Origin of the sequence: Rhizobium sp. BK661 (assembly GCF_024808825.1) — a bacterium.
Classification (GTDB): domain Bacteria; phylum Pseudomonadota; class Alphaproteobacteria; order Rhizobiales; family Rhizobiaceae; genus Rhizobium.
Genome location: NZ_JANTYT010000015.1, coordinates 12,557 through 36,739, shown reverse-complemented (window position 1 = coordinate 36,739; position 24,183 = coordinate 12,557). Strand labels below are relative to the sequence as shown.

Annotated in this window: 20 protein-coding genes and 2 pseudogenes; 10 read left to right on the top strand and 12 right to left on the bottom strand. The window is 61.1% G+C overall.

The window, feature by feature from the left end:
- Positions 1 to 10: 10 nt before the first annotated feature.
- Both FHX16_RS23625 and FHX16_RS23620 read right to left on the bottom strand, forming a co-directional pair.
- Positions 11 to 1,744 (bottom strand): bifunctional diguanylate cyclase/phosphodiesterase, encoded by a 1,734-nt coding sequence (locus FHX16_RS23625; protein WP_183756429.1) that lies wholly within the window; start codon positions 1,742 to 1,744, stop codon positions 11 to 13.
- 338 nt (positions 1,745 to 2,082) lie between these two features.
- Positions 2,083 to 3,178 (bottom strand): annotated as a pseudogene (locus FHX16_RS23620) (M24 family metallopeptidase).
- Positions 3,179 to 3,488: 310 nt separating this feature from the next.
- Here FHX16_RS23620 and FHX16_RS23615 point away from each other — a divergent pair.
- Positions 3,489 to 3,671 carry a hypothetical protein gene (locus FHX16_RS23615; protein ID WP_246712761.1) on the top strand — a complete coding sequence of 61 codons (183 nt, stop codon included), beginning with the start codon at positions 3,489 to 3,491 and terminating at the stop codon, positions 3,669 to 3,671.
- Positions 3,672 to 3,850: 179 nt separating this feature from the next.
- On the opposite strand, the gene FHX16_RS23610 is transcribed toward FHX16_RS23615, so the two are convergent.
- The 3 genes from FHX16_RS23610 to FHX16_RS23600 form a co-directional block, all read right to left on the bottom strand.
- Positions 3,851 to 4,621 (bottom strand): SOS response-associated peptidase, encoded by a 771-nt coding sequence (locus FHX16_RS23610; RefSeq protein ID WP_183756428.1) that lies wholly within the window; start codon positions 4,619 to 4,621, stop codon positions 3,851 to 3,853.
- A 102-nt stretch (positions 4,622 to 4,723) separates the two neighbouring features.
- Entirely contained in the window at positions 4,724 to 5,974 is a 1,251-nt protein-coding gene (locus FHX16_RS23605) for a dihydrolipoamide acetyltransferase family protein (RefSeq protein WP_259130673.1), read from the bottom strand.
- A gap of 3 nt (positions 5,975 to 5,977) precedes the next feature.
- On the bottom strand, positions 5,978 to 8,059 hold the full coding sequence (locus tag FHX16_RS23600) for a transketolase C-terminal domain-containing protein (RefSeq protein WP_183756426.1): 2,082 nt from the start codon (positions 8,057 to 8,059) through the stop codon (positions 5,978 to 5,980).
- 315 nt (positions 8,060 to 8,374) lie between these two features.
- Between FHX16_RS23600 and FHX16_RS31645 the strand changes: the two are divergent.
- The 5 genes and pseudogenes from FHX16_RS31645 to minE all read left to right on the top strand — a co-directional run.
- Positions 8,375 to 8,990, top strand: a pseudogene (locus FHX16_RS31645) (GSU2403 family nucleotidyltransferase fold protein); the annotation flags it as partial.
- Positions 8,991 to 9,227: 237 nt separating this feature from the next.
- Complete coding sequence (locus FHX16_RS23590) at positions 9,228 to 9,365, top strand: DUF1127 domain-containing protein (protein WP_007797120.1); 138 nt, start codon at positions 9,228 to 9,230, stop codon at positions 9,363 to 9,365.
- A gap of 328 nt (positions 9,366 to 9,693) precedes the next feature.
- Positions 9,694 to 10,416 carry a septum site-determining protein MinC gene (minC, locus tag FHX16_RS23585; protein ID WP_183756425.1) on the top strand — a complete coding sequence of 241 codons (723 nt, stop codon included), beginning with the start codon at positions 9,694 to 9,696 and terminating at the stop codon, positions 10,414 to 10,416.
- Positions 10,417 to 10,448: 32 nt separating this feature from the next.
- On the top strand, positions 10,449 to 11,267 hold the full coding sequence (gene minD / locus FHX16_RS23580) for a septum site-determining protein MinD (protein ID WP_183756424.1): 819 nt from the start codon (positions 10,449 to 10,451) through the stop codon (positions 11,265 to 11,267).
- A complete protein-coding gene (gene minE, locus FHX16_RS23575; RefSeq protein WP_183756423.1) occupies positions 11,264 to 11,524 on the top strand; it encodes a cell division topological specificity factor MinE in 261 nt (86 codons plus the stop codon). The genes minD and minE overlap by 4 nt, the downstream gene beginning before the upstream one ends.
- A gap of 111 nt (positions 11,525 to 11,635) precedes the next feature.
- On the opposite strand, the gene FHX16_RS23570 is transcribed toward minE, so the two are convergent.
- Positions 11,636 to 12,238 carry a TetR/AcrR family transcriptional regulator gene (locus FHX16_RS23570; protein ID WP_183756422.1) on the bottom strand — a complete coding sequence of 201 codons (603 nt, stop codon included), beginning with the start codon at positions 12,236 to 12,238 and terminating at the stop codon, positions 11,636 to 11,638.
- Positions 12,239 to 12,456: 218 nt separating this feature from the next.
- On the opposite strand from FHX16_RS23570, the gene FHX16_RS23565 reads away from it, so the two are divergent.
- The 3 genes from FHX16_RS23565 to FHX16_RS23555 are packed head-to-tail and all read left to right on the top strand — an operon-like array spanning position 12,457 to position 16,213.
- Positions 12,457 to 12,933 (top strand): (2Fe-2S)-binding protein, encoded by a 477-nt coding sequence (locus tag FHX16_RS23565; protein ID WP_183756421.1) that lies wholly within the window; start codon positions 12,457 to 12,459, stop codon positions 12,931 to 12,933.
- Positions 12,930 to 13,916: a xanthine dehydrogenase family protein subunit M gene (locus tag FHX16_RS23560; RefSeq protein WP_259130666.1), complete on the top strand. Its 987-nt coding sequence runs from the start codon at positions 12,930 to 12,932 to the stop codon at positions 13,914 to 13,916. Before FHX16_RS23565 ends, FHX16_RS23560 begins: the two co-directional genes overlap by 4 nt.
- Positions 13,913 to 16,213: a xanthine dehydrogenase family protein molybdopterin-binding subunit gene (locus FHX16_RS23555; protein ID WP_259130664.1), complete on the top strand. Its 2,301-nt coding sequence runs from the start codon at positions 13,913 to 13,915 to the stop codon at positions 16,211 to 16,213. Before FHX16_RS23560 ends, FHX16_RS23555 begins: the two co-directional genes overlap by 4 nt.
- Before the next feature lie 381 nt (positions 16,214 to 16,594).
- Here FHX16_RS23555 and FHX16_RS23550 read toward each other — a convergent pair whose 3' ends face one another.
- Together FHX16_RS23550 and FHX16_RS23545 are read right to left on the bottom strand one after the other, a co-directional pair.
- Complete coding sequence (locus FHX16_RS23550; RefSeq protein ID WP_183756418.1) at positions 16,595 to 18,427, bottom strand: ABC transporter ATP-binding protein; 1,833 nt, start codon at positions 18,425 to 18,427, stop codon at positions 16,595 to 16,597.
- Between the two features lie 40 nt (positions 18,428 to 18,467).
- Positions 18,468 to 19,664 (bottom strand): aminotransferase class V-fold PLP-dependent enzyme, encoded by a 1,197-nt coding sequence (locus tag FHX16_RS23545; RefSeq protein ID WP_183756417.1) that lies wholly within the window; start codon positions 19,662 to 19,664, stop codon positions 18,468 to 18,470.
- Positions 19,665 to 19,752: 88 nt separating this feature from the next.
- Between FHX16_RS23545 and FHX16_RS23540 the strand changes: the two genes are divergently transcribed.
- Positions 19,753 to 20,592, top strand: a complete 840-nt coding sequence (locus FHX16_RS23540) for an IclR family transcriptional regulator (RefSeq protein WP_405049316.1) — start codon at positions 19,753 to 19,755, stop codon at positions 20,590 to 20,592.
- Between the two features lie 11 nt (positions 20,593 to 20,603).
- Here the strand turns inward: FHX16_RS23540 and FHX16_RS23535 are convergent, their stop codons facing one another.
- Genes FHX16_RS23535 through FHX16_RS23520 form a run of 4 tightly spaced genes read right to left on the bottom strand, consistent with a single transcriptional unit; the run spans position 20,604 to position 24,164 of the window.
- Positions 20,604 to 21,101, bottom strand: coding sequence for a RidA family protein (locus tag FHX16_RS23535; RefSeq protein ID WP_183864527.1), 498 nt, complete (start codon positions 21,099 to 21,101; stop codon positions 20,604 to 20,606).
- A gap of 33 nt (positions 21,102 to 21,134) precedes the next feature.
- Positions 21,135 to 22,343, bottom strand: a complete 1,209-nt coding sequence (locus tag FHX16_RS23530) for an amidohydrolase/deacetylase family metallohydrolase (protein ID WP_183756414.1) — start codon at positions 22,341 to 22,343, stop codon at positions 21,135 to 21,137.
- A gap of 1 nt (position 22,344) precedes the next feature.
- Positions 22,345 to 23,223 (bottom strand): ABC transporter permease, encoded by an 879-nt coding sequence (locus tag FHX16_RS23525; protein ID WP_183864528.1) that lies wholly within the window; start codon positions 23,221 to 23,223, stop codon positions 22,345 to 22,347.
- Positions 23,223 to 24,164 carry an ABC transporter permease gene (locus FHX16_RS23520; protein WP_183756412.1) on the bottom strand — a complete coding sequence of 314 codons (942 nt, stop codon included), beginning with the start codon at positions 24,162 to 24,164 and terminating at the stop codon, positions 23,223 to 23,225. Before FHX16_RS23520 ends, FHX16_RS23525 begins: the two co-directional genes overlap by 1 nt.
- Positions 24,165 to 24,183 lie beyond the last annotated feature (19 nt).

The following is a 24,183-nucleotide window of genomic DNA, read 5'->3' as shown; positions in this document are numbered from 1 at the left end:
ATCGGACCTTTCAATTGCTTCCCTGACCAACGGACATCTGCGCACCGTGGGCACGCGTTGTCGTACCGGCGGCTGCGCCGATCCTTGCCTTCTTCCCATGCCGGATGAACGAACCAAGCCGATCGACATGCATGGGCGGGCCCAGGAAGTAGCCCTGCAGACGGTCGCATCCCTCTGCCAGGAGCCAGGCTGCCTGTTCTGCGGTCTCGACCCCCTCGGCAGTGACGCACATGTCGAGACCATGTGACAGGGAAATGATCGACCGCACAATCGTCTGGCTCTTTTCGTCATCAAGCAGATCGTTGATGAAGTACTTGTCGATCTTGATGTTATCGAACGGGAAATTCTTGAGGTAACTCAACGAGGAATATTCCGTCCCGAAATCATCGAGCGAGATCTGGATGCCAAGTACGTTGAGGGTGTTCAGCGTGTCGAGATTGTTGGTCGTACGTTCCAGGAGCACGGTTTCCGTGATCTCCAGTTCCAGCCGCTCGGCGGGTAAGCCGACGAGGTCGAGCGTTTGTGACACGCGGTCGGTAAATCCGGCCGTCAGGAACTCGGCGGGGGAAAGATTGACGGCAACCGTATAATGGTCCGGCCAGTTGAGGGCCGCCCTGCAGGCTTCCTCCAGTACCCATTGGCCGATTTCGCTCATCAGGCCATCGGCTTCGGCCATTGGGATGAAGACGATCGGCGGGATGACGCCAAGCCGCGGGTGGCGCCACCGCAATAGCGCCTCAAAACCGGTGACAGTTCGGGAAGGGTCGAAGAGAGGCTGATATTCAAGGAAGAACTCCTTGTGCTGCAGCGCGACCCGCAAGCTCCGCCGCAGGAACTCCCTTTGCTCGAGGACAATCAGCATCGCCGGATCGAAGGTGCGCGCGCGACGTCTGCCCTCTTTCTTCGCCGCATAGAGAGCAACGTCGGCAGCCTTCATCAGTTGCTCGCCCTCGTTGCCGTCGCGGGGCGCAATCGCGATGCCGACGCTCGCCCCGACAAAGACTGTGATGCCATCCACCACGAAGGGCTTCTTGAACTCGGCAATCAGGTCGTCCGCCAGTCTCTCGCCTTCGCGTGGCTGACCCTGTGCGAGCTGGATGATGGCAAATTCATCGCCGGCGAGGCGAAAGGCTGTGTCATCGGTGCCGAGCACGCTTCGAATGCGGTTGGCGGCAAGCTTGAGCACGATGTCGCCGGCACCGTGGCCGAGCGTATCGTTGACCGGCTTGAAGTCGTCGAGGTCGATCTGCATCAGTGCGAGATTGGTACCCTTCGTCGGCAGGAGACGCGCGAGTTCGTCACTGAAGCGACGACGATTGGGAAGCCCCGTCAGCACATCGTGCGTTGCCTGGTGACGCCAGAGCGCCCGTTCGTCTTCCTGGGCGTGTGTCTCGCCGGCAAGATCGCCGGCTGCGATCTCGATGATTGCGAGCCCGTCCTTGGCGGGAAGCAGCAGCAGGTCGCATTGTTCGTCAGGTGTCCTGCCCAGCCGGACCGATCGCGGTCTGCCGGATTTGATGACCTGTCGGACAAGCTCGGCGATCGGCGGTCTGGCGAGCGTCGGGTAGACGTCCGACAATGTTACGGTTGATCGACCGGCGAAACCCTCACGCTTCGCCAGATCGTCGGACCAGTCGATGATGACGAGGTCGAGATCAAAGAGCGAGAACGTTGCCGCGGCGCGATGAAAGAATTCGGATCCTTGCGGAACCAGCTTGGGCCAATCCGGACGATTTTCCGGCATATAGCTTGGACCTCCTCATCCCGCCGCGCTCGGGTGTTGGCTTCTGACTGCCACCGTTTCGCAATGGCAGCTTATATAAGAGCTAGCGTATACCGTGTTCCAGTCAACAGAAAACGCTACCATAGCACAGTATTCTGCACGTTTGTGGCGATCGCAACGCCAAATTGGCGCGAGCCTCACGTGTGTCTCAGGGCAGGGTTGCATCTGATGACGACGGATATCGTTTCCCTCGGCAACGGCAAACGGAATTGCATTCGGCCGAGGTCGGAGCCCATCCGGAGGACCCGCACGGCGAATCAGGCGCCTGGCAACGATTGGCGTGTCCGGTCTTGCCTGGACTAGAGGAAGAGGGACTGCTTGCCGGCGTGGCGCGGACCATCCGCTGTGATGAAGATGTGATCCTCGAGACGAACGCCGAATGCATCTGGGAAGACGATCATCGGTTCGTTCGAGAAGCACATGCCCGTCGCAAGGGAGTGCGGTTGCCCCTGACGATGAACGGTGCTTCATGGATGTCGAGGCCAAGGCCGTGGCCGGCGCGGTGCGGCAGACCGGGCAGGCGATAGTCGGGACCGAGACCATGTCGGGAAAAGACGGCGCGCCGCGGCGTCAAGGCTTTCGCACGGGGCCCCGAGCTTCGCGGCGTCAAACACCGCCTGCTGACCCTTGCGCTCTATGTCCCAGGCGCGCTCGAACTCGGCCTTGCCGCCGCCGAGCATGGATGCGCGCGTCAGGTCGGAGTGATAGCCGTCGATGCGGCAGCCGGTATCGACGAGGATGACGTCTCCCGCAGAAAGGATCTGCTCGCCATCGGCGCCATGTGGCAGGGAGGTGGCAGATCCGAACGACACGATCCTGAAGGTCGATCCATTGTCGGCGCCAGGCTCGATGCTGCTGGTCGATGAAACGGGAGACCTCGGAGCCGGCGATGCCGGGCGCGATCATGTCGCGAACCTTGCGCTGGATCTCCAGCGTGATGTTCATCGCATACTGGATCGGGGCAATCTCTGCCGGCGATTTGATCATGCGAAGGGCGTTGAGCATGCCGCCGCCGTCGACAAGCCTTGCCGCCCCCATCTGGCCTGCAAAGGCGTGGTAGAAGCTGAGTTCGATTGCGTCATCGAGTGCAAGGATGCCGGATGGCGAGATCAGTCCGGCAACGAGTGCGGCGCTGCTCTCGTCTTCCTCCCAGCTCAGGATATCGCCCGGCAGATGAGGGAGGCTTTCCACGCGGCTGCGTTCGAAGCCCGGAACGATGTAGGTAAGCCTGTCTTCGGTGACAAGCGCGCCAAGCAGCCTCTCGCTTGGCTGCCAGACAAGGCCGGTGAAGTAGCGAAGGCTTTCAATCGGGCCAAGGAAGGTTGCCGCGACGCCACGTGACTGCATGGCCTGACGAAGTCCGGTCAGCCTTGCGAAGCGCTCGTCCTTCGTGATTGCCGCGACGGGTGAGGCCTAAGCGAAATGTGTCACGCGAATTCTACCTGTGATCTGTGCTGAATGATGTCCGCGACCATAAGGCAGATGTAGGCAAGTCGTCGACAAGGCAATTCATCAGGCCGTCCGACCCCCTTCGAAAACTTCGGCGCAAGGTTTGGCGGAGCGCTCCTTTGCCCCGCTTTTCGAAGATCCGCTTGACAGGCTATGGTCGAGCATACGGAAGTCGACCTTGCGTGATTCCTCGCGCATCCTTTTGAAAGGGCCGCAGATTCAGCCTTGCGCAATGACCATTCGTGGAGAGCCGCCGATGAGAAGGTACCGGAGATTTCTTGCAATGTGTGGGGCTTTCATGCTCGCCGCGGGCGCGTCAGGCTGCGGGACGCCCCCCAACTCCTATGGGTCCGCATCTGGCTACCTGCCGGGCGATTCGATGAATCGAGCCTGTTCTGACGGCTTCCGGCCGAGCGATGGTCGTTCGTGCAGTTACTGAAACGGGGTTCCGCAGCTCTGCGTTGATGCACTACATGGCGGTGGCGGCTTCTGCCTGAGAGTGAATGTCCGCGCATCTGTCCCTGACGTCGGGCTGGCCGGTTCGGCGATGTCCGCTCCGGCGGCGCATCGGCTCGAAAGAGCGGCTCGCCAGTCGCACCGTGACGCAGTCGGCTCGATCTAGAGGATGGTGGGTTCGCTCGGCTCTCCGCGGGGTGACACGATGGTCGATCCCCATTGCTCACGTCCGATCACCCTGATTGCGTCGTCAGGCCCCGGGCGGGCGAGCGCTTTTGCCTCCTCCCACGGCGCGTTCAGCCAGATGTCGGTCTCTTCCCTCGTCAGCAGCAGAACAGGCATCGCCTTGTCGTGGATCGGTTTTACGACGGCGTTGGGGTCCGTGGTCAGGAAAGCGTAGAGATCGTCGGTGGTCAGTCCGTCCCTGGCCTTGCGTACACTGGTCCAGCCCGGCACGTGAAGACCGGCAAAGAACATCACCGGTCTTTCCTCATTGCGAGCAAACCACGCATTGGGGACACGATCGCCGTCGCGCTGGGCGGCGGGATCAGGCTCGGCAAAGGAGGTTACGGGGACAATGCATCGATGTTCCCGGCCAAGCCAGCGTTTCCAATGCGCCAGATGAAACTGCCGCACATTTGTTGTCCCACGGTCCGGCTCCATGCGGATCAGGGCGTCCATGTCCACCGCCTCACCCTTCTTCCGGAGCTTCTCGGCACGAGCTTCGGCAGCTTTCTTCTGGGCGAAAAAAGGGGAGGGAAGGCCCCAGCGGGCATGAACGAGCTGCCTGCGACCATCGAGCGTGTTCCTGACGATGGGGCCGGCCTGGTCGGGATTCATCTGGTAGGCGGGCATGAGGTTGACGAGGCTCTCGACGTCGAGGGCCCATTTGCTGACCCAGTCCTTGTCCTCCATGCGATACAAGTTGCACATTTGCAGACCATCCCGTTTCGATGGCCGCCACGGTAGACGAGGCAATGACCGATGCCAACTGCTGCGATCGGGTGACATCAGCGCGGCGGCCGAGCGGCGTTCTTAGCGCCGCGGATGTGACGGTTGCGATGCGTCCCATGCTTCCAGCGTCTCAACGAACCGCGTCAGCCACGCATTGGTCTGATGGGCGTCCAGGGCGCGGTGGTCGATCGTCAGGGATACATAGGCCATCGGTCGGATCTGGATTGCGTCAACGCCGTCGACAGTTCTGACGACAACCCGCTTTTCTATCTTTCCAACGCCGAGAATGGCTGATTGCGGTTGGTTGATGATGATCGGGGCTGCGACAAGCGATCCCGAGACGCCATGGTTCGATATGGTGAACGTGCCGCCGCGCATGTCGGCATTGGTCAGCTTTCCGTCCCGTCCCCGCATGGTTATGTCCTGAAGCCTTGCGGCGACGTCGGACAGGTCCAGATCCTGGGCCCTGTGGATGACGGGAACAACCAGCCCGCTGTCGCCGAGCGCGACGCCGATGCCTATGTTGAGGTCGTCGAAGATCTCCAGGTGGTCGTCGTGCCATCGGCTGTTGACCTCAGGGACTGCCCGCATGGCTGCGGCACATGCCGCGACAATGTAGGACGAGTAGGACAGATCGATGCCTTCGGCCGCAAATTCTGCCCTGTACATGGCACGATGGCGCATCACGGCGGTGAAGTCGGCTTCGAAGATTGACGTGACGTGGGGGGCGGTCGTGACCGACTCCAGCATGTGCCGCGCGATCGACAGCCTCATCGGCGTGTGTGCGACAATGCGGGAGCTGGCAGGCGGTCGATCGGACTGTCGTCGATCAGTGTCGGAAGGTGTTTCGCCACCGCCTGGCGATTTCCTCGCCAGGAATGCGTTGTCCATATCCATACGGGTCACGCGACCGTTCCGCCCGGTACCGACAACGTTTGCCGGATCGATGCCGTATTCCTCGAAAGCGCTTCGCACCGCCGGCGACAAACGTTCGCTGCCGAGCGTTCCGACGCCGGCACGTACGGGAGCGTTGTCACCTTTTATCGTCTCGTTCTCAGCGGTCTCGCAAGTCCCCTGGTCAGGGAGCGCATGGTCGGCCCGGATCCGGGCGAGCACGGCTCCGGGCGTTGCGTCGGCGCCAGGCATCATGAGGATCTCGGCGAGAATGCCGGCAACGGGTGCCGGAATCTCTTGGGTCACCTTGTCGGTTTCGATCTCGACCAGTGCGTCGTCCTCAGCAACTGCATCTCCGGCCTGTTTCAGCCAGTTGCGAACGACGGCCGTTGTCCCCTCCTGTTCCAGGGGGACCAGGACCTCGATAAAGTTCGCCATCGTCTAGTACTCCAGGAGGTCCTTGATTTTCTGTCTGATGCGGTCCGCCGACGGCACTGCCCACTCGAGCAGGACCGGACTGTGAGGACTGGGTATATCAGGCATCGTCAATCGCGAGACCGGCGCGTCGAGGTCGATGAAGGCCTCATTTGCTATGACGGCAGCAATCTCGGCGCCAAAGCCGGCCGTGCCAAGATCCTCGTGTACGACAAGGCACCGCCGCGTCCTGCGCACCGAGGAAAGGACACTCTCGCGGTCCCAGGGCATCAATGTGCGAAGATCGATAAGATCCGCCGAGATCCCTTCTGCAGCCTCCTCGCAACGAGGGACCATCGCGCCCCACGTCACGATCGTGATCGCCTCGCCCTTGCGGGTAAACCGCGCCTTGCCGAAGGGGAGGGTGTAATGGTCGCCAGGATAGGGTCGACGTGCCCAGGGATGGTCGAGCATTGCCCGGTGCTCGAAGAAGATGACTGGATCATTGCCGCGCAGTGCAGTGCGCAGCAGTCCGACCGCATCTTCCGCATTTGAGGGAACCGCCACCTTCCAGCCGGGCTGATGGATGAAGGCGACTTCGTTCGTCTGGCTGTGCCACGGATCCCCACACTTGAAGAAGCCACCCGGCATGCGCAGCACGACAGGCGCGGCGAACCGATTGTTGGTGCGCCACCGGATTGTCCCGCAATCATTGATCTGCTCCGTTGCCGGTTCTGCATATTTGCGGAACTGGATTTCCGGAACGGGAACAAGTCCGGCAAGCGCCATTCCGACCGCCCGCCCGACGATGCCTTCCTCCGAGAGCGAAGTATCGAACACCCGGTCCTTCCCGAATTTCTCCTGCAGGCCGAGTGTCACGGCATGGACGCCACCCTTCTGGCCGATGTCCTCACCGAACAACACGACGCGCTCGTTGATGCTCAGTTCATGATCAAGCGTGCGTCTGATCGATGTGACCATGTTGATACGCTGGCCTTCCGGGGAAGGCTCATCGGTCGATTCCGGCGGGCGATAGCCGGTGCTGTACTGGCCACCCATGGCCTGGAGATCGCCCTCGAAGAAAACATGGCGCACCACGGTCTCCGGTGAGGGCACGTTCCGGCTTTCCGCCTCGATGCGGGCCTGTTCTGCAATGCTATCCGCTTCCGCCCTTGCTCTGTCCCACGCCTCTGCACTCATGATCGATGGGACCAGATAATCTCGCAGGCGCGGCAGCGGGTCGCGCGCCCACTCTGCCTTGACGAGTGCTTCGCTTTTGTAGGCCTGCGTATCCTGGAAGCTGTGGCCCTCAAGGCGCGGGACGCTCAGGCGCAGAAGGGCCGGCATTCTGTCGCCGCGGACATAGTGGACAGCCTGTCGGGTGAGGCGGGCGACATCGGCAGGACTGCAGCCATCGCCTTCAAATATGGCAAGGTTGCGCCAGCTTGCGAGGTTGGCCGCGATGTTCCCGCCGGGCGTCTGCATGTCCGATGGCACGGAGATCCCGTACCCGTTATCCTCGACGTAGAACAGCATCGGCAGCTTTTGTGTGGTGGCAATCGTCAATGCCGACCAAAAGCCATTCGACGCAACGGACCCATCGCCACCGAGAACGACTGCGATTGCATCGCCATATTCAGGCTTTCCCATTGGCCCCGCATAGTACTGAAGCGCCTCCGCCCAACCGGCCGTCGGCGTGTATTGGGCGCCGACACCGCCGCACATCGGCAGGGCCGAGGCGCCGTTTCTGCTCGGATAGTTGAAGACCACGCCAATGTCGCGGCCGTCGGAATAACCACCTGCCCGACCCATGGCCGAGCCGAGGGCGTCGGCGGGGTCGACGCCAAGGGACAGGAGCAAAGGCCGTGACCGGTAGTAGCCGCATGTCGCATCGTGTCTGTTCGTCAGCTGCAGGCCGAGGATGATCTGCGCCATGTCATGGCCGCGGGCGGAAAATTGATAGAGGACCTTCTTCTCCGGAACAAGGCGCGCTTCTTCCATTTCATCAAGGCTCCGCGACAGCTGGAGCAGACTGGCAACCCGCGTCCAGTCAATGCCTTCGTCAGGTACCTCCCTGTCTCGAAAACGGGTCGCGACCACCTGTGCCATCTTCGTTCCTCCTCGACTCTTGGTTCTGGGGAGAATAGCGCAGTGTCAGAGACGAAGCGTTTCAGGTTCCAGCAAAAAGCGCCTCCGGATGAAACATCGGTTTCAAAAATACCTCCATAAGCGGAAGTTTTCCGTCCGGATAATCCTGGGGAGGGATCGGCTTGTCGAAGCAGTAATGCCGGAGCAGCGTGTCGTCCCCCTGAGAGGTTCCGTCCGGGAGTGACCCGCCGCTTGTTCTTTCAGCTTCTCGCCGGTTATGCTGTTTTTGTAAAATGGTTTAACGCCGTGCGAGCCACAAAAACGGGGTCCAGGTGCTTGAAGACTATCGACCTCGTGATCAGACAATGCTGGCCGAGTTGGTCAGCGCTCGCTCGACGCCGCGTGGACGGCCGATTTCCCTCCGGAGGGACGGTTCACGCCCGCCAACATCAAAGGTCGCCGCTACTGGTATTTCGACATCCCCGATGGACACGGAGGAACGACACGTCGCTATGTCGGTCCGCAACACGATCCTGATACCGCGCAGCGGGTCGCTGACCACAAACGTGAGAAGGATGACCTTGGCGCGCCGCGGCGAATGGTCGCGAAGGGGGAACGACTGCGCCCGATGCCATGTCCGGAGACATCGTAGAGGCATTGGCCGATGGCGGTCTGTTCCAGCTTCGGGGCGTCCTCATCGGCACGGTGGCTTTCAGTGCTATTCCCGGGTTGCTGGGCGTCCGCTTGCCGATGACAGCCATCCTCACCGGGGTGCCGATATTGCGCAGGACTATGCCATCTCCCGGGAAGTCGAAGATAGCCTGCCGCCGATCGTCGAGCTGCTGCAGGGGGTGATCCTTCATTCCGGCCGGTGCCTCATCGATCCGGCGCCGCAGCCTCGTCGGCATTCCAGAATTCGACTGGCTATCGGGTTGAATTCCTGACCTCGAGCCCCTGGTGACCGAGTGTCAAACCTTGTCCGGATGCTCAGTTATACTGTTTTTGCAAAACAGCCTGACGAGTGCCGCGTCGGCGGTTATCGGACGCACGACCCGATGTGGAAACCGCCGCCCGGTTGCTCACCGGCAGGGCGAGGTTGCAAATTCGAGATGCCACATATGCGGTTTTCGAAGTGCTCATTTGGAAAGCAGTCAGCTATATATTTGTGCAACGCACAAGGAGATATGACATGAAAATCGGCAACCGGATCGGAGAGTTCTTACAGCTCCGCAAAGCCTACAGAGACCTTTCGAGACTCGACGATGCAGCCCTGAAGGACATCGGGGTCACGCGTGGTGACATCAAGCGCCTGGTTTACGGTCGCTAAGACGACGAGAAGACCGAGACATCAAGGCCCGCCAGAGCGGGCCTTTGTTGTATTTGGGCCATACCGTCCAGCCCCGACCCCGACATACGGGCAACCAATCATCAGAGCGATTGCCGCGGGAGGACACGCGCTTACCTCCGCGTAAAGGGGTGAACTGGCAGGTGCCAAAGCAGCCGCCTTTGAGGCCTGGCCGACGATGCCGTCAAGCGCTGATTGCAACAAGCCGACGGCGTTTCGGAATGAAAATTGTTAACGCCCCGGGCGTCAGATATTAACCATTTGTTAACCAAATCAGCGATAAAAATTGGTCAACGTTTTCTTAACATAGATGACCAAAGTGCTAACTGACGCTCGCTCTATCCGTATCAAGGGCCGCTCCTTCCTCGCGGTCATGCTATCGCCAGATCTTCCCTTCGACGACTGGCTCGTACGACTGGATGATCTTGCCGCGCGGTCTGCCGGCTTCTTCCTGGGGCGGCCTGTGGTACTCGACGTGAGCGATCTTCAGATCGACCGCGCACAACTGAAGGGCCTAATTGCCGAGCTTGCACAGCGCAATGTCAGCATCATGGGGATCGAAGGCTGCCGCCCGTCGCTGATCGGACCAGGCATGCCGCCGGCTCTCAAGGGAGGGCGCCCAGTCTCGGATTTCGAGGTTCCCCAGCAGGAGCCGACCATTGATGTTGAACGCAAGGCGCCGGTGATCGAAACGCGTGCGGCGTTGCAATCAATCGTCATTCGCGAGCCTATCCGTTCCGGTCAGTCGCTGATTTTTCCAGAAGGCGACGTTACCGTCATAGGTTCGGTCGCGTCAGGTGCGGAGATTATTGCCGGCGGTTCGGTTCATATCTACGGAACATTGAGGGGGCGCGCCATGGCTGGTTCGGTTGGCAATACGTCAGCGCGCATCTTCTGCCGCAAGCTCGAGGCAGAGCTCGTTGCCATCGACGGCATCTACAAGATGGCCGAAGACATAGCATCCAACCTTCGCGGACAGTCCGTTCAGCTCTGGCTGGACGGTGATTCCATCAAGGCAGAGAAACTTAGTTAGGCCCGAAACTGGCTATCACACAGGAGATAAAGATGGGGAAAGTCATCGTCGTCACTTCGGGCAAGGGCGGAGTGGGCAAGACCACATCCACCGCAGCCCTCGGAGCAGCCTTGGCCCAAAGGAACGAGAAGGTCGTTGTTGTCGACTTCGACGTCGGCCTTCGCAACCTCGACCTCGTCATGGGGGCTGAGCGCAGGGTTGTCTACGACCTGGTCAACGTCATCCAGGGGGACGCGAAGCTTTCCCAGGCGCTGATCCGCGACAAGCGGGTTGAGACGCTCTTCCTTTTGCCGGCATCACAAACGCGCGACAAGGACAATCTTACCGCCGAAGGCGTCGAGCGCGTGATCAATGACCTGAAGCGTCATTTCGACTGGATCATCTGCGACAGCCCAGCCGGCATCGAACGTGGCGCTACGCTGGCGATGCGCCACGCCGACGTCGCTGTGGTCGTCACCAATCCGGAAGTTTCCTCCGTCCGCGACTCCGACCGCATCATCGGTCTGCTTGATTCGAAGACTGAGAAGGCTGAACGCGGAGAGCGGATGGAAAAGCACCTGCTCCTGACGCGCTACGACCCGAACCGTGCCGAACGGGGTGACATGTTGAAGGTCGACGACGTGCTGGAGATCCTCTCGATCCCGCTGCTTGGCATCATCCCGGAAAGTTCGGACGTGCTTCGCGCATCCAACATCGGTGCCCCCGTGACCCTGGCGGACAATCGCAGTGCGCCTGCGCTGGCCTATTTCGATGCGGCGCGGAGACTGGCGGGTGAGGAGTTTCCAGTCGTCATCCCGGGAGAGAAGCGGGGCATCTTCGGCAAGATCTTCGGACGGAGGGCGGCTGCATGAGCATTTTCAACTTCTTTGGGAAACAGCGGACCGCGCCTGCAGCCCGCGAGCGCCTGCAGGTATTGCTGGCGCACGAGCGCGTCTCTGCCGGGTCTGATCTTGTCTCGCTGTTGCGTGAGGAAATCCTTGCGGTCATCGCCAAGCACATTGACGTCGACAACGAAAGGGTGCGCGTGACAATGGATCGCGACGAGCATATGTCGGTGCTGGAGATTGATGTCGAAATTCCCCTTGGTACGACCGTCAAGGCGGCGTGACTCAAGGCAGCATGATTTCAAGGCGGCGTCCCTGGCGCCGCCTTTTCATTTTCAGCGTCAAGCCTCACCTCAGACAGGCAACGCCGCTGCCGTCGTCGATGCGGTCGCCGGCTATTTCCTTCGCAAGCCATCCATCAAGAGCCCGATGAGGCGGTTCGAGCGGTCGCGCCATTCCGGGGACGCTGGCAGGGAATATATGCTCGAAAGGGCGTGCAGGAGGTCCGTCGTGTCGATGTCGTCCCGGATCTTGCCCTCTTGCGCTGCTGTTGTCAGAAGGCCGCCCGCCGCGCTTTTGAGGCGGCCGGCACCCTCGGCAAAGAGAGAGCTGTTCGAGTCCATCAATATCTTCAGGCTGCCGGCCATTCCGCGCTTGGTGGCGATGTAGTCGACGAAACGTCGCATCCACTCTTCCAACGCGATATCGGAGGGATGCCTTGCCGCAAGCTCCAGTGCGGCAGCCGCGAGAGCCTCCAGTTCCCTGCGGTAGATCACTTCAACCAAGTGCTCGCGGGTGGGAAAATGGCGATAGAGGGTGCCGATCCCCACGCCGGCCTTTCGAGCAATATCCTCGAGCGACGTTTCAACGCCATGCTCGGCAAAGGCGGCGGACGCGGCTTCAATCAACTTTTCCCGATTCCGGCGTGCGTCGGCCCGAAGGGGAGGGTGTGAGGGCGGTGCTGTCTCCGGCGCGGCCGAGGGCAAAATAGACTCCATGCACGTTCGGGACTTGACGCGACGCGGCAAGTCTCTAGATTAAACGGAGGCGCCTCCGATTATATGGAGCGCCCTCCACTTCTTAATCCAGAAGAGGGCATGATGTCATGCTGAAACGCGCCCGGCCTTGCTTTCATGACGTTAGCTAGCGCGCCGGGCTTGTTTGGCCACCCCTCTGGAACCTCATTGCCATCCCGTGACGAGAGCAGGAGCTCCCCATGACCCGGACGATTCATCTTTCCCTCGACGTCAATCGACACCGTTACGAACTCGATGTCGAGCCACGCGTGACCTTGCTCGATGCGCTTCGCGAGCATCTGGGCCTGACCGGTACGAAGAAGGGCTGCGATCAGGGACAATGCGGCGCCTGCACGGTGCATCTCGATGGCAAGCGCGTGCTTGCCTGCCTGACCCTTGCCGCGCAGGTCGAAGGCCAGGAGGTCACGACCATCGAGGGGCTGGCGTCAGACAATGGCGATCTGCACCCGGTGCAGGCAGCCTTTCTTGACCATGATGCATTCCAGTGCGGCTATTGCACACCGGGGCAGATCATGTCGGCGGTCGCATTGATCCGCGAGGGAGGCGCCATGACGGACGAGGAGATTCGCGAGGCCATGGCCGGCAACCTCTGTCGCTGCGGAGCCTACAACCATATCGTTGCGGCCGTGCGCCAAGCTGCGGAGATGGCCCGATGAGAGATTTCGAGTATATCAGGGCCCGCTCGGTCGATGACGCCCGAAAGCACGTCATGCAATCGGGCGCCGTGTTTATCGCAGGCGGGACAACCCTCCTCGATCTCGCCAAATGCGGCGTTGCCGCTCCCGATTCGGTGATCGACATCAGCCGTCTTCCGGATCTGGCAAAGATCTCTGCTGACAGCGACGGTGTCACGATCGGCGCGCTTGCGAAGATGGAGGATGTGGCAGCAAGCCCGGGCATTCGCGCCGATTATCCGGCCGTTTCAAAATCCCTTTCCCTTGCCGCCTCCGCACAGTTGCGAAACATGGCGACAACAGGGGGGAACCTGTTGCAAAGGACACGCTGTCCCTATTTCCGCGACCCCGCGACCTTCAAGGCCTGCAACAAGCGCGCCCCCGGTTCTGGCTGTTCGGCAATTGAGGGGGTAACCCGAAACCATGCCGTGCTGGGAACCAGCGACGCCTGCATCGCGTCCTATCCGGGCGACCTCGCTGTCGCGCTGGCTGCCCTCGATGCGGTGATCGATCTCGGCGGGCGTCAGGTGGCCGTGGAAGACTTCTTCCTGCTGCCGTCGGACACGCCGGAGAGAGAAACGGTACTGGAACCAGGAGAAATGATCCTGTCGATCAGGGTTCCCCGCACGCCGCTGGCAAGAAACTCGACCTACCTCAAGGTTCGTGATCGCCAGTCCTTCGAGTTTGCCGTCGCAAGTGCAGCCGTCGGATTGGAATTCGAGGCCGACGGCAAGACGATCCGCAACGCCAGCGTTGCATTGGGCGGGGTTGCGACAAGGCCGTGGCGGGCGCGGTCCGTTGAAGCAGCACTGAAGGGGAAATCCCTTGATGACGTCGGAGCGATTGCGGCCGCAAGCCGCCTTGCCATGGAAGGTGCCGTCAGTCACGGCGGCAACCGTCACAAGATCGAACTCGCACCGCGTGTCGTGACGCGCGCCATTCTCGAGACAGGAGGTCTGGCATGACCATTATGGAACCTCGCAGCAAACGTGGAGACTCCTCTGATGGCACGATCGGTGGGCGACTGTCGCGCCTTGACGGCCGGCTGAAGATCACCGGCGGTGCGCCCTTTGCCCTCGAGCATCAGGTCAAGGGGGTCACTTACGGTGTCCTCGTGCAAAGCAGGATTGCAGCCGGGCGCATCGTCGCCATCGACAGCAGCAAGGCCGAGGCAGCACCGGGAACGCTGATGGTGCTGACGCCGGACACCGAACTCAATCTCAGCATTGCGTCGGACTGGTATGGAAACCGGCCGGACAACCAGGCCTATCATCCGCTGTCCCGGGACATCACCTTCAACGGTCAGGCCGTTGCGGCTGTCATCGGGGAAACCCTGGAGCAGGCGAGTGAGGCGGCAAGGCTGATCGAGATCACCTATGAGGAGGCTCCGGCGATTGTCGGTTTCGACGACGCCGCGGCGAAAGAAGGAAAGCTACTAGACGCACTGACGGTCACCTGGGGTGATGCAACGAGCGCACTCGCCGCTGCCCCTGTTCGCGTCGAGGCAGAGTACAAGACGCCGCGGGAATTCCATGTCGCGATCGAGCCGCATGGCCTCACCGCAGAGTGGGACGGCGACACCCTGACCATCCGGGAGCCCAGCCAGTGGACGCACGGAATGGCCCGCACCTATGCAGAGTGGTTCGGATTGCCCTATGAAAATGTGCGGATCATTTCGCCGTTCATCGGAGGCGGGTTCGGTTCCAAGGCGACGGCTTATGCCTATGGCGCACTTGCAGCGGCGGCTGCCCGCAAGCTCGCCCGGCCGGTGAAGCTTGCCGTGACGCGTCCTCAGACGTTCACCGCCCTCGGCGGCCGTGCCGCGACCCGGCAGACGATCGCACTCGGCGCGAATTCGGAAGGGGTCCTCCAGGCACTTGTCCATCGCGGTGCCAGCGAAACGGCGACCTATGCCGATTTTCCGGAGCAGACCAGCGCAGCAACGCCGCTGATGTATGCGGTCGAGAATTTCAGTGCGGAGCATCGGCTGGTCGCGGTGAATACGATTGTTCCTGGAGCGCTGCGGGCACCAGGCAAAAATCCGAGTGCCTTTGGGCTCGAATGCGCGATGGACGAGCTCGCTTACGCGGTCGGCATTGATCCTGTCGAGATCAGACTGCGCAACTATGCCGAACGTGATCCGCAGTCGGGCAAGCCCTGGTCTACGCGGCGGTTGCGGGAGGCGCTGTCAGCGGGCAGTGAAGCATTCGGATGGTCGCGCCGAAGCCTTGCCCCCCGCTCGATGAGAAACGGCCGGCGTCTGGTCGGATGGGGCGTCGCTTGCGGAACGTTTCCGGTCCTTCGAGCCGCAAGCGAAGCGCTTGTCCGTATTCTCGCTGATGGTTCGGCAGAGGTCGTCAGTGGCGCGATCGACATGGGTCAGGGCACCTACACGATCCTTGCCCAGACGGCGGCCGATGCGCTGGGTGTCCCGGTCGAGACGATCAATGTCCGGCTTGGCGATTCATCGCTTCCCGGTGCGACGGTTGCCGGCGGCTCGATGCTCGCCGGCGCCATAACAGGGGCTGTGCACAAGGCTGCATCGGCCGCGCGCGACGAACTGATCGCGCTGGCGCTCAACGATGGAGCGTCACCATTTCGCGATACCGGCGCGAACACGCTGACGGTTGCCGACGGGCGCGTTTCGGTTCCGCGCGACGGAGGCATGTCGTTGCCGATCCGTGACCTTATGTCAGCGCTCGGTCGCCAGTCGATCGAGACGCGAAAAAACACGCTTCCGGACAATGAGCAGGGGCCCGATAGTCACCGCAAGGCCTGGACGACCATGGGAAGCATCCGCGGACCAACGGCAGGTGATTATTCCATGCACAGCTGGTGCGCGCATTTTGTCGAGGTGATGGTCGACGAAGACTTCGGGACGATCCGTGTCTCCCGCGTCGTATCGGCATTCGACTGCGGCAGGATCTACAATCCGAAGCTGGCGGAAAGCCAATGGCGCGGCGGCATCATCATGGGGATCGGCCAGGCGCTTCTCGAAGAGGGGCTGGTGGATCCGCGCAATGGTCGCCTGGTCAACAACAACCTCGGTGATTATCTCGTCGCCACCAATGCTGATATCCCTGACATCGAGGTCATCTCGGTCGGCATTCCAGACAAGGAAGCCTCGGTTCTAGGTGGAAAGGGGGTAGGGGAGGTCGGTATCGTCGGTGTGGCGCCAGCAATTGCCAACGCTGTTTTCCATGCAACCGGCAAGCGGATCCGCGACCTCCCGCTCACACTCGACAAGGTGCTGGGTTCGTGACGACCCCGAAGGACTGAACGCGTGACAGTGATGTGAGGTGGCGAGCATCGGCCACCTCGCATCGGTTCGGGCAAGCTCACGCCCCATGCCGTGAACAGGCACGCCTCTTCGTTGTACCAGTACCTTTCGACACCAAACGACCTGTGTCCCGACAGCGCAAGCCTGCACGTGAGGGGTTGTCGCCGACAGCAGGCAGGTGCAAACTACAAAATGACAGAAAGCACTGCCGCCGGCGACCGTTTCTAAACGCCAAACTCCGACCACGGTTCCGCAACGATTGCTGCAGCTGCTTACCAGATTGGCGCGAGAAAACCGCGGTCTGCCGCTGCCGCCACCCGAGGTGTGGCGGCAGCGATCGCTTCGACCTTCATCACGGAGCGCTCAGGCGATCACAAGATGTCCCGGCGAAACGGTTCGATATTCACGCCGGTCAGCCTCGTATTCGACGGGCCGGATCGGGCTCTTCAACTCCTCGACGACGGCCTTGCGCTTCTGATGGCGGCGGTCGGGATCCGGTACCGGCACGGCTGCCATCAGCTTCCTGGTGTACTCGTGCTGGGGGTTGCCGAAGATCGCCGCGCGGGGGCCGATTTCGACAATCTCTCCGAGGTACATCACGGCCACCCGATGGCTGACGCGTTCGACGACGGCCATGTCATGGGAAATGAACAGGAAGGCGAGATCCAGGCTCTGCTGCAGGTCGAGCATCAGATTGATGACCTGCGCCTTGATCGATACGTCGAGCGCCGAGACGCTTTCGTCTGCAACGATCACCTTCGGCTGAAGCGCCAGGGCCCGGGCGATGCAAACGCGCTGTCGCTGGCCGCCGGAGAATTCGTGCGGGTAGCGCTGCGCCATATCGGGCGTGAGCCCAACCTTCAACAGCATGTCGGCGACGACATCCCGTGCCTGTTTCGCCGTACCCATCTTGTGCTCAAGATACGGTTCGGCAATCGCCTGACCGACGGTCATGCGGGGATTGAGCGATGCGAAGGGATCCTGAAAGATCATCTGGACCGATTTGCGCATCTCGCGCATCTCGCGCTTGCCGAGGGAGAGCATGTCGCGTCCCTCGACGATGACGGCGCCGGAATCCGGCTCGATCAGGCGCATGATGGCGCGACCGGTCGTCGATTTGCCACAACCGGATTCGCCGACGAGGGACAGTGTCTCGCCGGCGCGAAGGTCGAAAGACACGTTCTCGACTGCATGCACCCGCCCGCTCAATCGGCCAAGCAGTCCCGAATGGATGTCAAAGCGTTTGGTCAGCCCTTTGACCTCGAGGATCGGTCTGTCCCTGGTGACGGTATCAGGCACTTCGACCCCAGCATCGGTTTCGCCCGTCACGGCGTTGACGACGGGAAAACGCAATGGCCGCGTGTAGACCTGCATCGATCCGAGCACCGGCACGGCCGACAGGAGAGTGCGGGTGTAGGGATGCTTTGCGCGGTGGAAGATGTCACCTGTTGTCCCGGTCTCCACCTCTTCACCGCGGTACATCACGACGGTCCGGTCGGCGATTTCGGCAACGACGCCCATGTCGTGGGTAATGAAGAGGACCGAGGTTTTCTGTTCGTCCTGCAGCATCTTGATGAGATCGAGGATCTGCCCCTGGATGGTTACGTCGAGCGCTGTCGTCGGCTCGTCGGCGATAAGGAGTTTCGGCCGGGAGGCAAGCGCCATGGCAATCATCACGCGTTGGCGCATGCCGCCCGAAAAACGATGCGGATACTCGTCGAAACGGGAGGCCGCGGACGGGATGCGAACCTTTTCCAGCAGGCGAATGGTCTCCGACCTGGCCTCTGCCGTTGACATCGCCCTGTGGCACAGCAATGCCTCCGAGATCTGATCGCCGATGGTAAAGAGCGGATTGAGGCTCGTCATCGGCTCCTGGAAGATCATCGAGACATCGTTGCCGCGCACCTTGCGCATCTCGTCTTGCGAAAGGGACAAGAGGTCACGGCCATCAAGCATGACCTTGCCCTCGATACGGCTTGAGTCCGCCTGCAGGAGCCGCATGATCGAGAGTGACGTCACACTCTTTCCCGAACCGCTCTCACCGACGATGGCGACCGTTTCTCCAGGTGACACGGAGAAGGAAACATTCCGCACGACCGGTTTCCAGCCACCATCAACCAGAAACGAGGTGGTCAGGTTGTGAACGGACAGAACCGGGTTAGCGGGCCGCGAAGCGCTAATCTCTGTGACACTCATTTTTGTTCCCTTTCCTTTATCCCTTGCCGCCTGCCGATCCTCAGTCCGGCCAGCGCAAAATCCCGTCGAAGCGGTGTCTGCTGCGGTTTTCGAGCGGGGTGGCGATGATCTCGTTCGAGGCGCGGGCCCTGTCGAGTTCTTCGCTCAGCCGGGCGGCAACGATCTTTTCCTGGCCAGGATGCAGGTTGCAGGGATCGAGATAGAAATGCTGATGCTCGACCTCGTGGTCGCGTACGATGACCGGCTGGTCGCCACGCGACAGTGCCGTGGCCAGATCCCACGCGGTGATGTGTGCCTCGGTTGGCGACACCACGACCCGCAGGCGCTCAAGCGGATTGTTCGTCGGATCAGGTTCGATGAGGGCTCTCACGCCCGGGCGGCCATCCAGCGTTTCCTTCCAGAGCTTGAGATAGCCTGTCTCACGTTCGCGGATTCCAGCGTGATCGCGCTTTTCCCACGCTTCCAGCGCAGCCATGACGCCATAGATGCTCTCCTTGCCAACCTTCATGCCGCGACCGATCCCCATGTTCTGAAGGAAGGCGCTGCGGACCAGTTCCTTTTTGCCGGCAACGATGCCGGAGGTCGGGCCGCCGAGGAACTTGTGCCCGGAATAAAGGGCGATATCGGCCCCCTGTGCAAGAAACAGCCTGAGGTCGTATTCGGAAGCTGCGTCGACGATGACCGGAACGCCCTTGGCGTGAGCGATCTCGACGAACTCGCTGAGGTGCAGCAGGCCATAGTCGACAACATGATGGGACACGACATAGACGGCCGCCGCTGTTTTTTCGGTGATGGCATTTTCCATGTGAAAGCGATGCGTCGAGGTGGCCTGCCCGATCAGCACGACTTTGCCGCCGGCAAGTCGGATGGCCTGATCGACGGGCGCGCCGTAGCTCACGACATGACCCATCTGCACGAGGACTTCGTTCTTCTCGAGCGTCGCATCGGGCAGTTTTTCGATGGCGAGGAGATTGTTGCCGGTGATTGCACCGGCGACAGCAAGGCTGATGCCAGCGGAGCACGATGCCGTGACAAAGCCTGCTTCGGCACCGGTCAACCTGGCGATGACCTTGCTTGCCATGCGCTGCAGGTCATTGATTTCGACAAATTGCGGCAGGATTGCTTCCATCGCCTGGATTGCTTGCGGAACGACGATCGAGGCGCCGAGGCTGGTCATCGTACCGGACACGTTGATGACCGGGCGCAGGCCGATCGTGGTGCGGATATCATCGGACATTCTAGTTCTCCAAAGTGGCGGCTTGCGAATTGCCATCGACAGTTATGCCATAGTAATGTAATAGCGTCCCGTAATCAGACGAGGAACCTTGAAATTGGACACCAAGCCCTCCTCCGCAACCCAGGTTGACGAGACGGTATCGGTTGACGAGGCGGACGCCAAAGGCGCGCGGCGCTCTCGGGTGAGCGGCATCGATCGTGCCTTGCAGGTTATCGATTATCTTTACGAGACCGGTTCCCCGGCCGGAGCCTACGCGATTGCCAAGGCCGTCCGGGCGCCGCTCTCCACGGTCTATGTCATCATTGACGACCTGGTAGACAAGAACATGCTGGCCCGCAATTCCGACGGATCGATCTGGCTGGGTTCGCGCCTCTATCATTACGGTCTCGCCTATGCGCGGTCGCTGGATTTCATGAGTGTTGCCACGCATGAAATGCACGATCTTTGCCGCCAGGCGGGCGAAACCGTCCAGGTATGCGGTCGCGACGGCGACTACATGCTGGTCCTTGCGATGGCGGACGGTCCAAGCCACTTCCAGGTCGCCTCGCGGGTCGGAACGCGCGTGCCACTGAACTGGACTGCATCCGGCAGACTTCTTGTCGGTCACCTGCCGGAAAGCGAGCGGGTGGACCTGTTCAGGCGCTGCGCCCGCAGCTCGCCGACCGGACGCGCCGAAATCGATGCGGCAACGCTTTCTGACGCAGCCGGGAAGGCGTTTGCGGAGAGGCTGTCGATCCAGGTCGCCGAGTCGGACTACGCGGTTGCCTGCATTGCCTCCCCGGTCTGCGACCGGGAGGGACAGTGCGTTGCGACCATCTCGATTGTGCTGCCGGAACAGAAGGTCCTGTCCGACGAGAGCCGCTACACTGAACAGGTGCGGGCTTCGGCGCAGCGGATCGAAAAATTGATGGGTTGGCGCAATCACTGATCAAGGTCTCCTCAATCGTTCAGCGAGACGATCGCCTCGATCTCGACGGTGATGTTGCCGGGCAGTGATCCGAAGCCGACGGCCGAGCGAGCGTGCTGGCCGGCCTCCCCGAAGATTTCGATAAACAGATCCGAGCATCCGTTGATGACGCTTGGATGGTTTTCGAAGTGCGGCACGGCGTTGACCATGCCAAGCAGCTTGACGACCCGCTTTACCCTGGAGAGGTCGCCGAGGGCGTCGTGCATGACGGCGAGCAGATTGATACCGGTAAGCCGTGCATGCTGGTAGGCCTCTTCCGTACTGACATCGCTGCCGACCTTGCCGGCATGGAGGTGACCATCCGCCTCCCGCGGGCCCTGGCCCGACAGGTAGAGAATATTGCCCTCGCGGACGTGGGTGATGAAGTTGGCGATCGGCACTGGTGCTGATGGCAAGGTAATGCCGAGCGCCGCGAGGCGCTCATAAGGCGTTTGCACCGCTGCCGCGGCCTTTGCTGGTGACGTGTTCACGTCTGCTCCTATCTGCGGGTTTTGACCTTGCGCTCAACGCCACGAATAGCCGTGAGTGTGGCGGACAAGCTTGCGGGCACGCGGAATATAGCGGCTGGCGGTGGTCGCCTCCGATCCGATCACCGCGTAGCGCGGTTCGAACAGCTTCTGCAGGCGGGAAACATCGCCATTGGAGTCGGTGGCTTCGAGATCGGCGTCGATGAGGTCGAAGATGGTGAAATCCGCCCTCTGGCCGACGGAAAGACGGTTTTCCATCGACAGCTTGATGACCGAGGCCGGCGCGTGGGTCACTGCTTCCACGACCTTGTCGAAAGGCATGCCGACAGAGAGGAGCTTCGACATTGTCGTTGCCAGGTCCCAGACCGGGAAGTTCATAGAGTGACCGTGGAGGTCGGTCGAGATCGAGAATGGCAGGAGGCCACGTGCAATCGCCGCTTCTGCCACCTTGAAGGAGAAGGACGCCCCGCCATGACCGATGTCGAGGCGAATGCCTTCGCCAGCGCAACGCTCGGCGAGATTGAAAAGGTCCTCGTCCTCCATGATGCTCGAGCCCGCCTTGCCGTTGAAGCAATGGGTCACGACATCGCCCGGGCCGAGGATCTCCAGCACCTCGTCGTAGAGCGCAGGCGGCTCGCCGACATGCACCATCATCGGAATCTTCAGGATCTTTGCGATCTTCTTGCCGAGCTTCACGGGTGTCACGCCCCACGAGCCGGTGATGACATGGCTCGCACGCACTTTCAGGCCGACGATGTGCTCGCTGTTCTGCGCATAGCACTCGACAATGCGGTCGAGATCGATGTCGCGAATATCGCGAAGCTCAGCGACGCGATTGCAGGCGACAAGGCCGATCGAGCCGAGATTGAGGAACGCCTTGATACGCTCTTTCGACGGCTCGATGATGTATTCGCGGAAGCCGTGGAAGTTGGCTTCGCCGGCCGAACCGGCATCAACGAGAGTCGTGACGCCCCGCTCGGCACCGCATTCCGACGGGCGGATCGAGATGTCGGTCCCGCCGTGCCAGATATGGACGTGGAGGTCTACCCAGCCTGGTGAAATCCAGGCGTCTTTCGCATCGATGCGAGAGGCATCCGCAGGGGTTGGAAGCGACGGGCCGATTGCAGAAATCTTTCCATCGGCACCGACAAGGATATCCGTCGTGCCGGATGGCGAAGCGGCACCAAAAGCCATTGGCTTGACGTTGGTGATGAGAAGCGGCTTGCCCGCTGTTTCACCGGTCATTCTAGAGGTCCTTTCGAAGTCTTGGGTCGAGCATGTCCCGCAGACCGTCGCCGACCATTTGCAGCGACAGCACGGAGAGGATGATGGCGAAGCCCGGGAAGTAGGTCATCCAGTCGGCCTGGCCGATATACTGACGGCCGGCTGCGATCATGGTTCCCCAGGTCGGAATTTCGGGGCTGACGCCGAGGCCAAGGAAGGAAAGACCGGCTTCGGCAAGCATGGCGCTGGCAAAAAGGAAAGTCCCTTGTACGATGATCGGCGACAGCAGGTTTCTAAGCACGTGCCGCGTCATGATGTGGAAGGTGGAAATGCCGAGCGCCTGCGCTGCTTCGACATAGGGGAGCTCGCGGATCACCAGGGTCGAGGCGCGAACGATCCGCGCCAGACGCGGCGAGTAGACGATCGACAGCGCAACGATGACAGTGGTGAGCGACGGCCCGAGCGCGGCGACAAGCGCGATCGCCAGAAGAATGTCGGGAAACGACATCATGGCGTCGATCAGCCGGGCAATCGGCGTGTCGAGTTTCTTGAAGAAGCCGGCGAGCAGTCCGAGCGTGACGCCGATCAAGGCGGAGAGCGCAACAACGGCCACCCCGACCAGGAGCGAGAGCCTGCCGGCATAGATCGTCCGCGAGAACACATCACGGCCGAACTCATCGGTGCCGAACCAGAACAGCTCACTTGGCGCCTTGAGCCGGTTGACGATCGAAAGCTTCGAGGGCGAGTAAGGCGCAATCCAGGGGGCCAGCGCCGCCAGAAGCACGAAGATGGTCAGGACGAGGATTCCGGCGGCGACCGTCTTGCGTTTGAGGAGGCGGCGAAGAAATTTGCTGCGCTCGCTGGGTGGGGTTTTCTCGGTTGTGGTTGCGATATCGGCCATCAGTAGCGCACCCTTGGATCGACCAGCAGATAGAGCATGTCGATCGCGAAATTGATGAGGACGTAGAGGCCGGCAATCACCAGCAACGCGCCCTGGATGACGGGATAGTCGCGTCTGAGAACGGCAGAGACGACAAGATTGCCAACGCCAGGCAGGCCAAACACGGTCTCGGTTACCACGGCGCCGGAGATCAGCACGGCTGCGGTGAGCCCGAGAACGGTCAGGATCGGGATCAGTGCATTCTTCAGTGCGTGCTTGAGCACGACCTTGCGTTCGACCAGTCCCTTGGCTCTTGCGGTACGGATATAGTCGTCGCCCAGCACGTCGAGCATCGAGGCGCGGGTAAAGCGCAGGATTAGTGCGGAGGAGACGAGACCGAGTGCGAAGGCCGGCAATGTCAGATGGTACATGCGTTCAAAAAAGGACGCGCCGGGACCGCCATAGCCCGAGACAGGAAAGGCGTTCAGGCGCACGGCAAAAAACTGCATGAGAATGAGGCCGAGCCAGAAGCTCGGGATGCTCGCAGCCAGCATGGCGATGGTGGTCGACAACTGGTCGATAAAGGAGCCGCGCCGATATGCGGCATAGATTCCGATCGGCAGCGCGATGACACTTGCGATCACGAGCGAGAAGATCGTCAGGAAGAAGGTCGGCTCCGCGCGCTCGAGAAGGGCCGACGTGACCGGCATGTTGAGGAAGATCGACTGGCCGAGGTCTCCCTTCAGGAGCTGGCCGATATAGAAGAAGTACTGGACGACGATCGACTGGTCGAGACCCAGCCGGGCGCGCAGGTCGGCAACGTCCTGGGTCGTTGCATCGGGGCCGAGCATGACTGCGGCCGGATCGCCGGGTGTGACGCGCACGATCACGAAGACAATCGTGACGACGAGAAAAATCACAACTATCATGCCGAGGAGGCGCTGGAGGATGTAGCGTATCATGGAAAGCGGCTCCTATGTC

Excerpts from the sequence above, each read along its gene's own strand:
- FHX16_RS23625 (WP_183756429.1), bottom strand. The coding sequence starts at position 1,744 with ATGCCGGAAAATCGTCCGGATTGGCCCAAGCTGGTTCCGCAAGGATCC.
- FHX16_RS23615 (WP_246712761.1), top strand. The coding sequence starts at position 3,489 with ATGAGAAGGTACCGGAGATTTCTTGCAATGTGTGGGGCTTTCATGCTC.
- FHX16_RS23610 (WP_183756428.1), bottom strand. The coding sequence starts at position 4,621 with ATGTGCAACTTGTATCGCATGGAGGACAAGGACTGGGTCAGCAAATGG.
- FHX16_RS23605 (WP_259130673.1), bottom strand. The coding sequence starts at position 5,974 with ATGGCGAACTTTATCGAGGTCCTGGTCCCCCTGGAACAGGAGGGGACA.
- FHX16_RS23600 (WP_183756426.1), bottom strand. The coding sequence starts at position 8,059 with ATGGCACAGGTGGTCGCGACCCGTTTTCGAGACAGGGAGGTACCTGAC.
- FHX16_RS23590 (WP_007797120.1), top strand. The coding sequence starts at position 9,228 with ATGAAAATCGGCAACCGGATCGGAGAGTTCTTACAGCTCCGCAAAGCC.
- minC (WP_183756425.1), top strand. The coding sequence starts at position 9,694 with ATGACCAAAGTGCTAACTGACGCTCGCTCTATCCGTATCAAGGGCCGC.
- minD (WP_183756424.1), top strand. The coding sequence starts at position 10,449 with ATGGGGAAAGTCATCGTCGTCACTTCGGGCAAGGGCGGAGTGGGCAAG.
- minE (WP_183756423.1), top strand. The coding sequence starts at position 11,264 with ATGAGCATTTTCAACTTCTTTGGGAAACAGCGGACCGCGCCTGCAGCC.
- FHX16_RS23570 (WP_183756422.1), bottom strand. The coding sequence starts at position 12,238 with ATGGAGTCTATTTTGCCCTCGGCCGCGCCGGAGACAGCACCGCCCTCA.
- FHX16_RS23565 (WP_183756421.1), top strand. The coding sequence starts at position 12,457 with ATGACCCGGACGATTCATCTTTCCCTCGACGTCAATCGACACCGTTAC.
- FHX16_RS23560 (WP_259130666.1), top strand. The coding sequence starts at position 12,930 with ATGAGAGATTTCGAGTATATCAGGGCCCGCTCGGTCGATGACGCCCGA.
- FHX16_RS23555 (WP_259130664.1), top strand. The coding sequence starts at position 13,913 with ATGACCATTATGGAACCTCGCAGCAAACGTGGAGACTCCTCTGATGGC.
- FHX16_RS23550 (WP_183756418.1), bottom strand. The coding sequence starts at position 18,427 with ATGAGTGTCACAGAGATTAGCGCTTCGCGGCCCGCTAACCCGGTTCTG.
- FHX16_RS23545 (WP_183756417.1), bottom strand. The coding sequence starts at position 19,664 with ATGTCCGATGATATCCGCACCACGATCGGCCTGCGCCCGGTCATCAAC.
- FHX16_RS23530 (WP_183756414.1), bottom strand. The coding sequence starts at position 22,343 with ATGACCGGTGAAACAGCGGGCAAGCCGCTTCTCATCACCAACGTCAAG.
- FHX16_RS23525 (WP_183864528.1), bottom strand. The coding sequence starts at position 23,223 with ATGGCCGATATCGCAACCACAACCGAGAAAACCCCACCCAGCGAGCGC.
- FHX16_RS23520 (WP_183756412.1), bottom strand. The coding sequence starts at position 24,164 with ATGATACGCTACATCCTCCAGCGCCTCCTCGGCATGATAGTTGTGATT.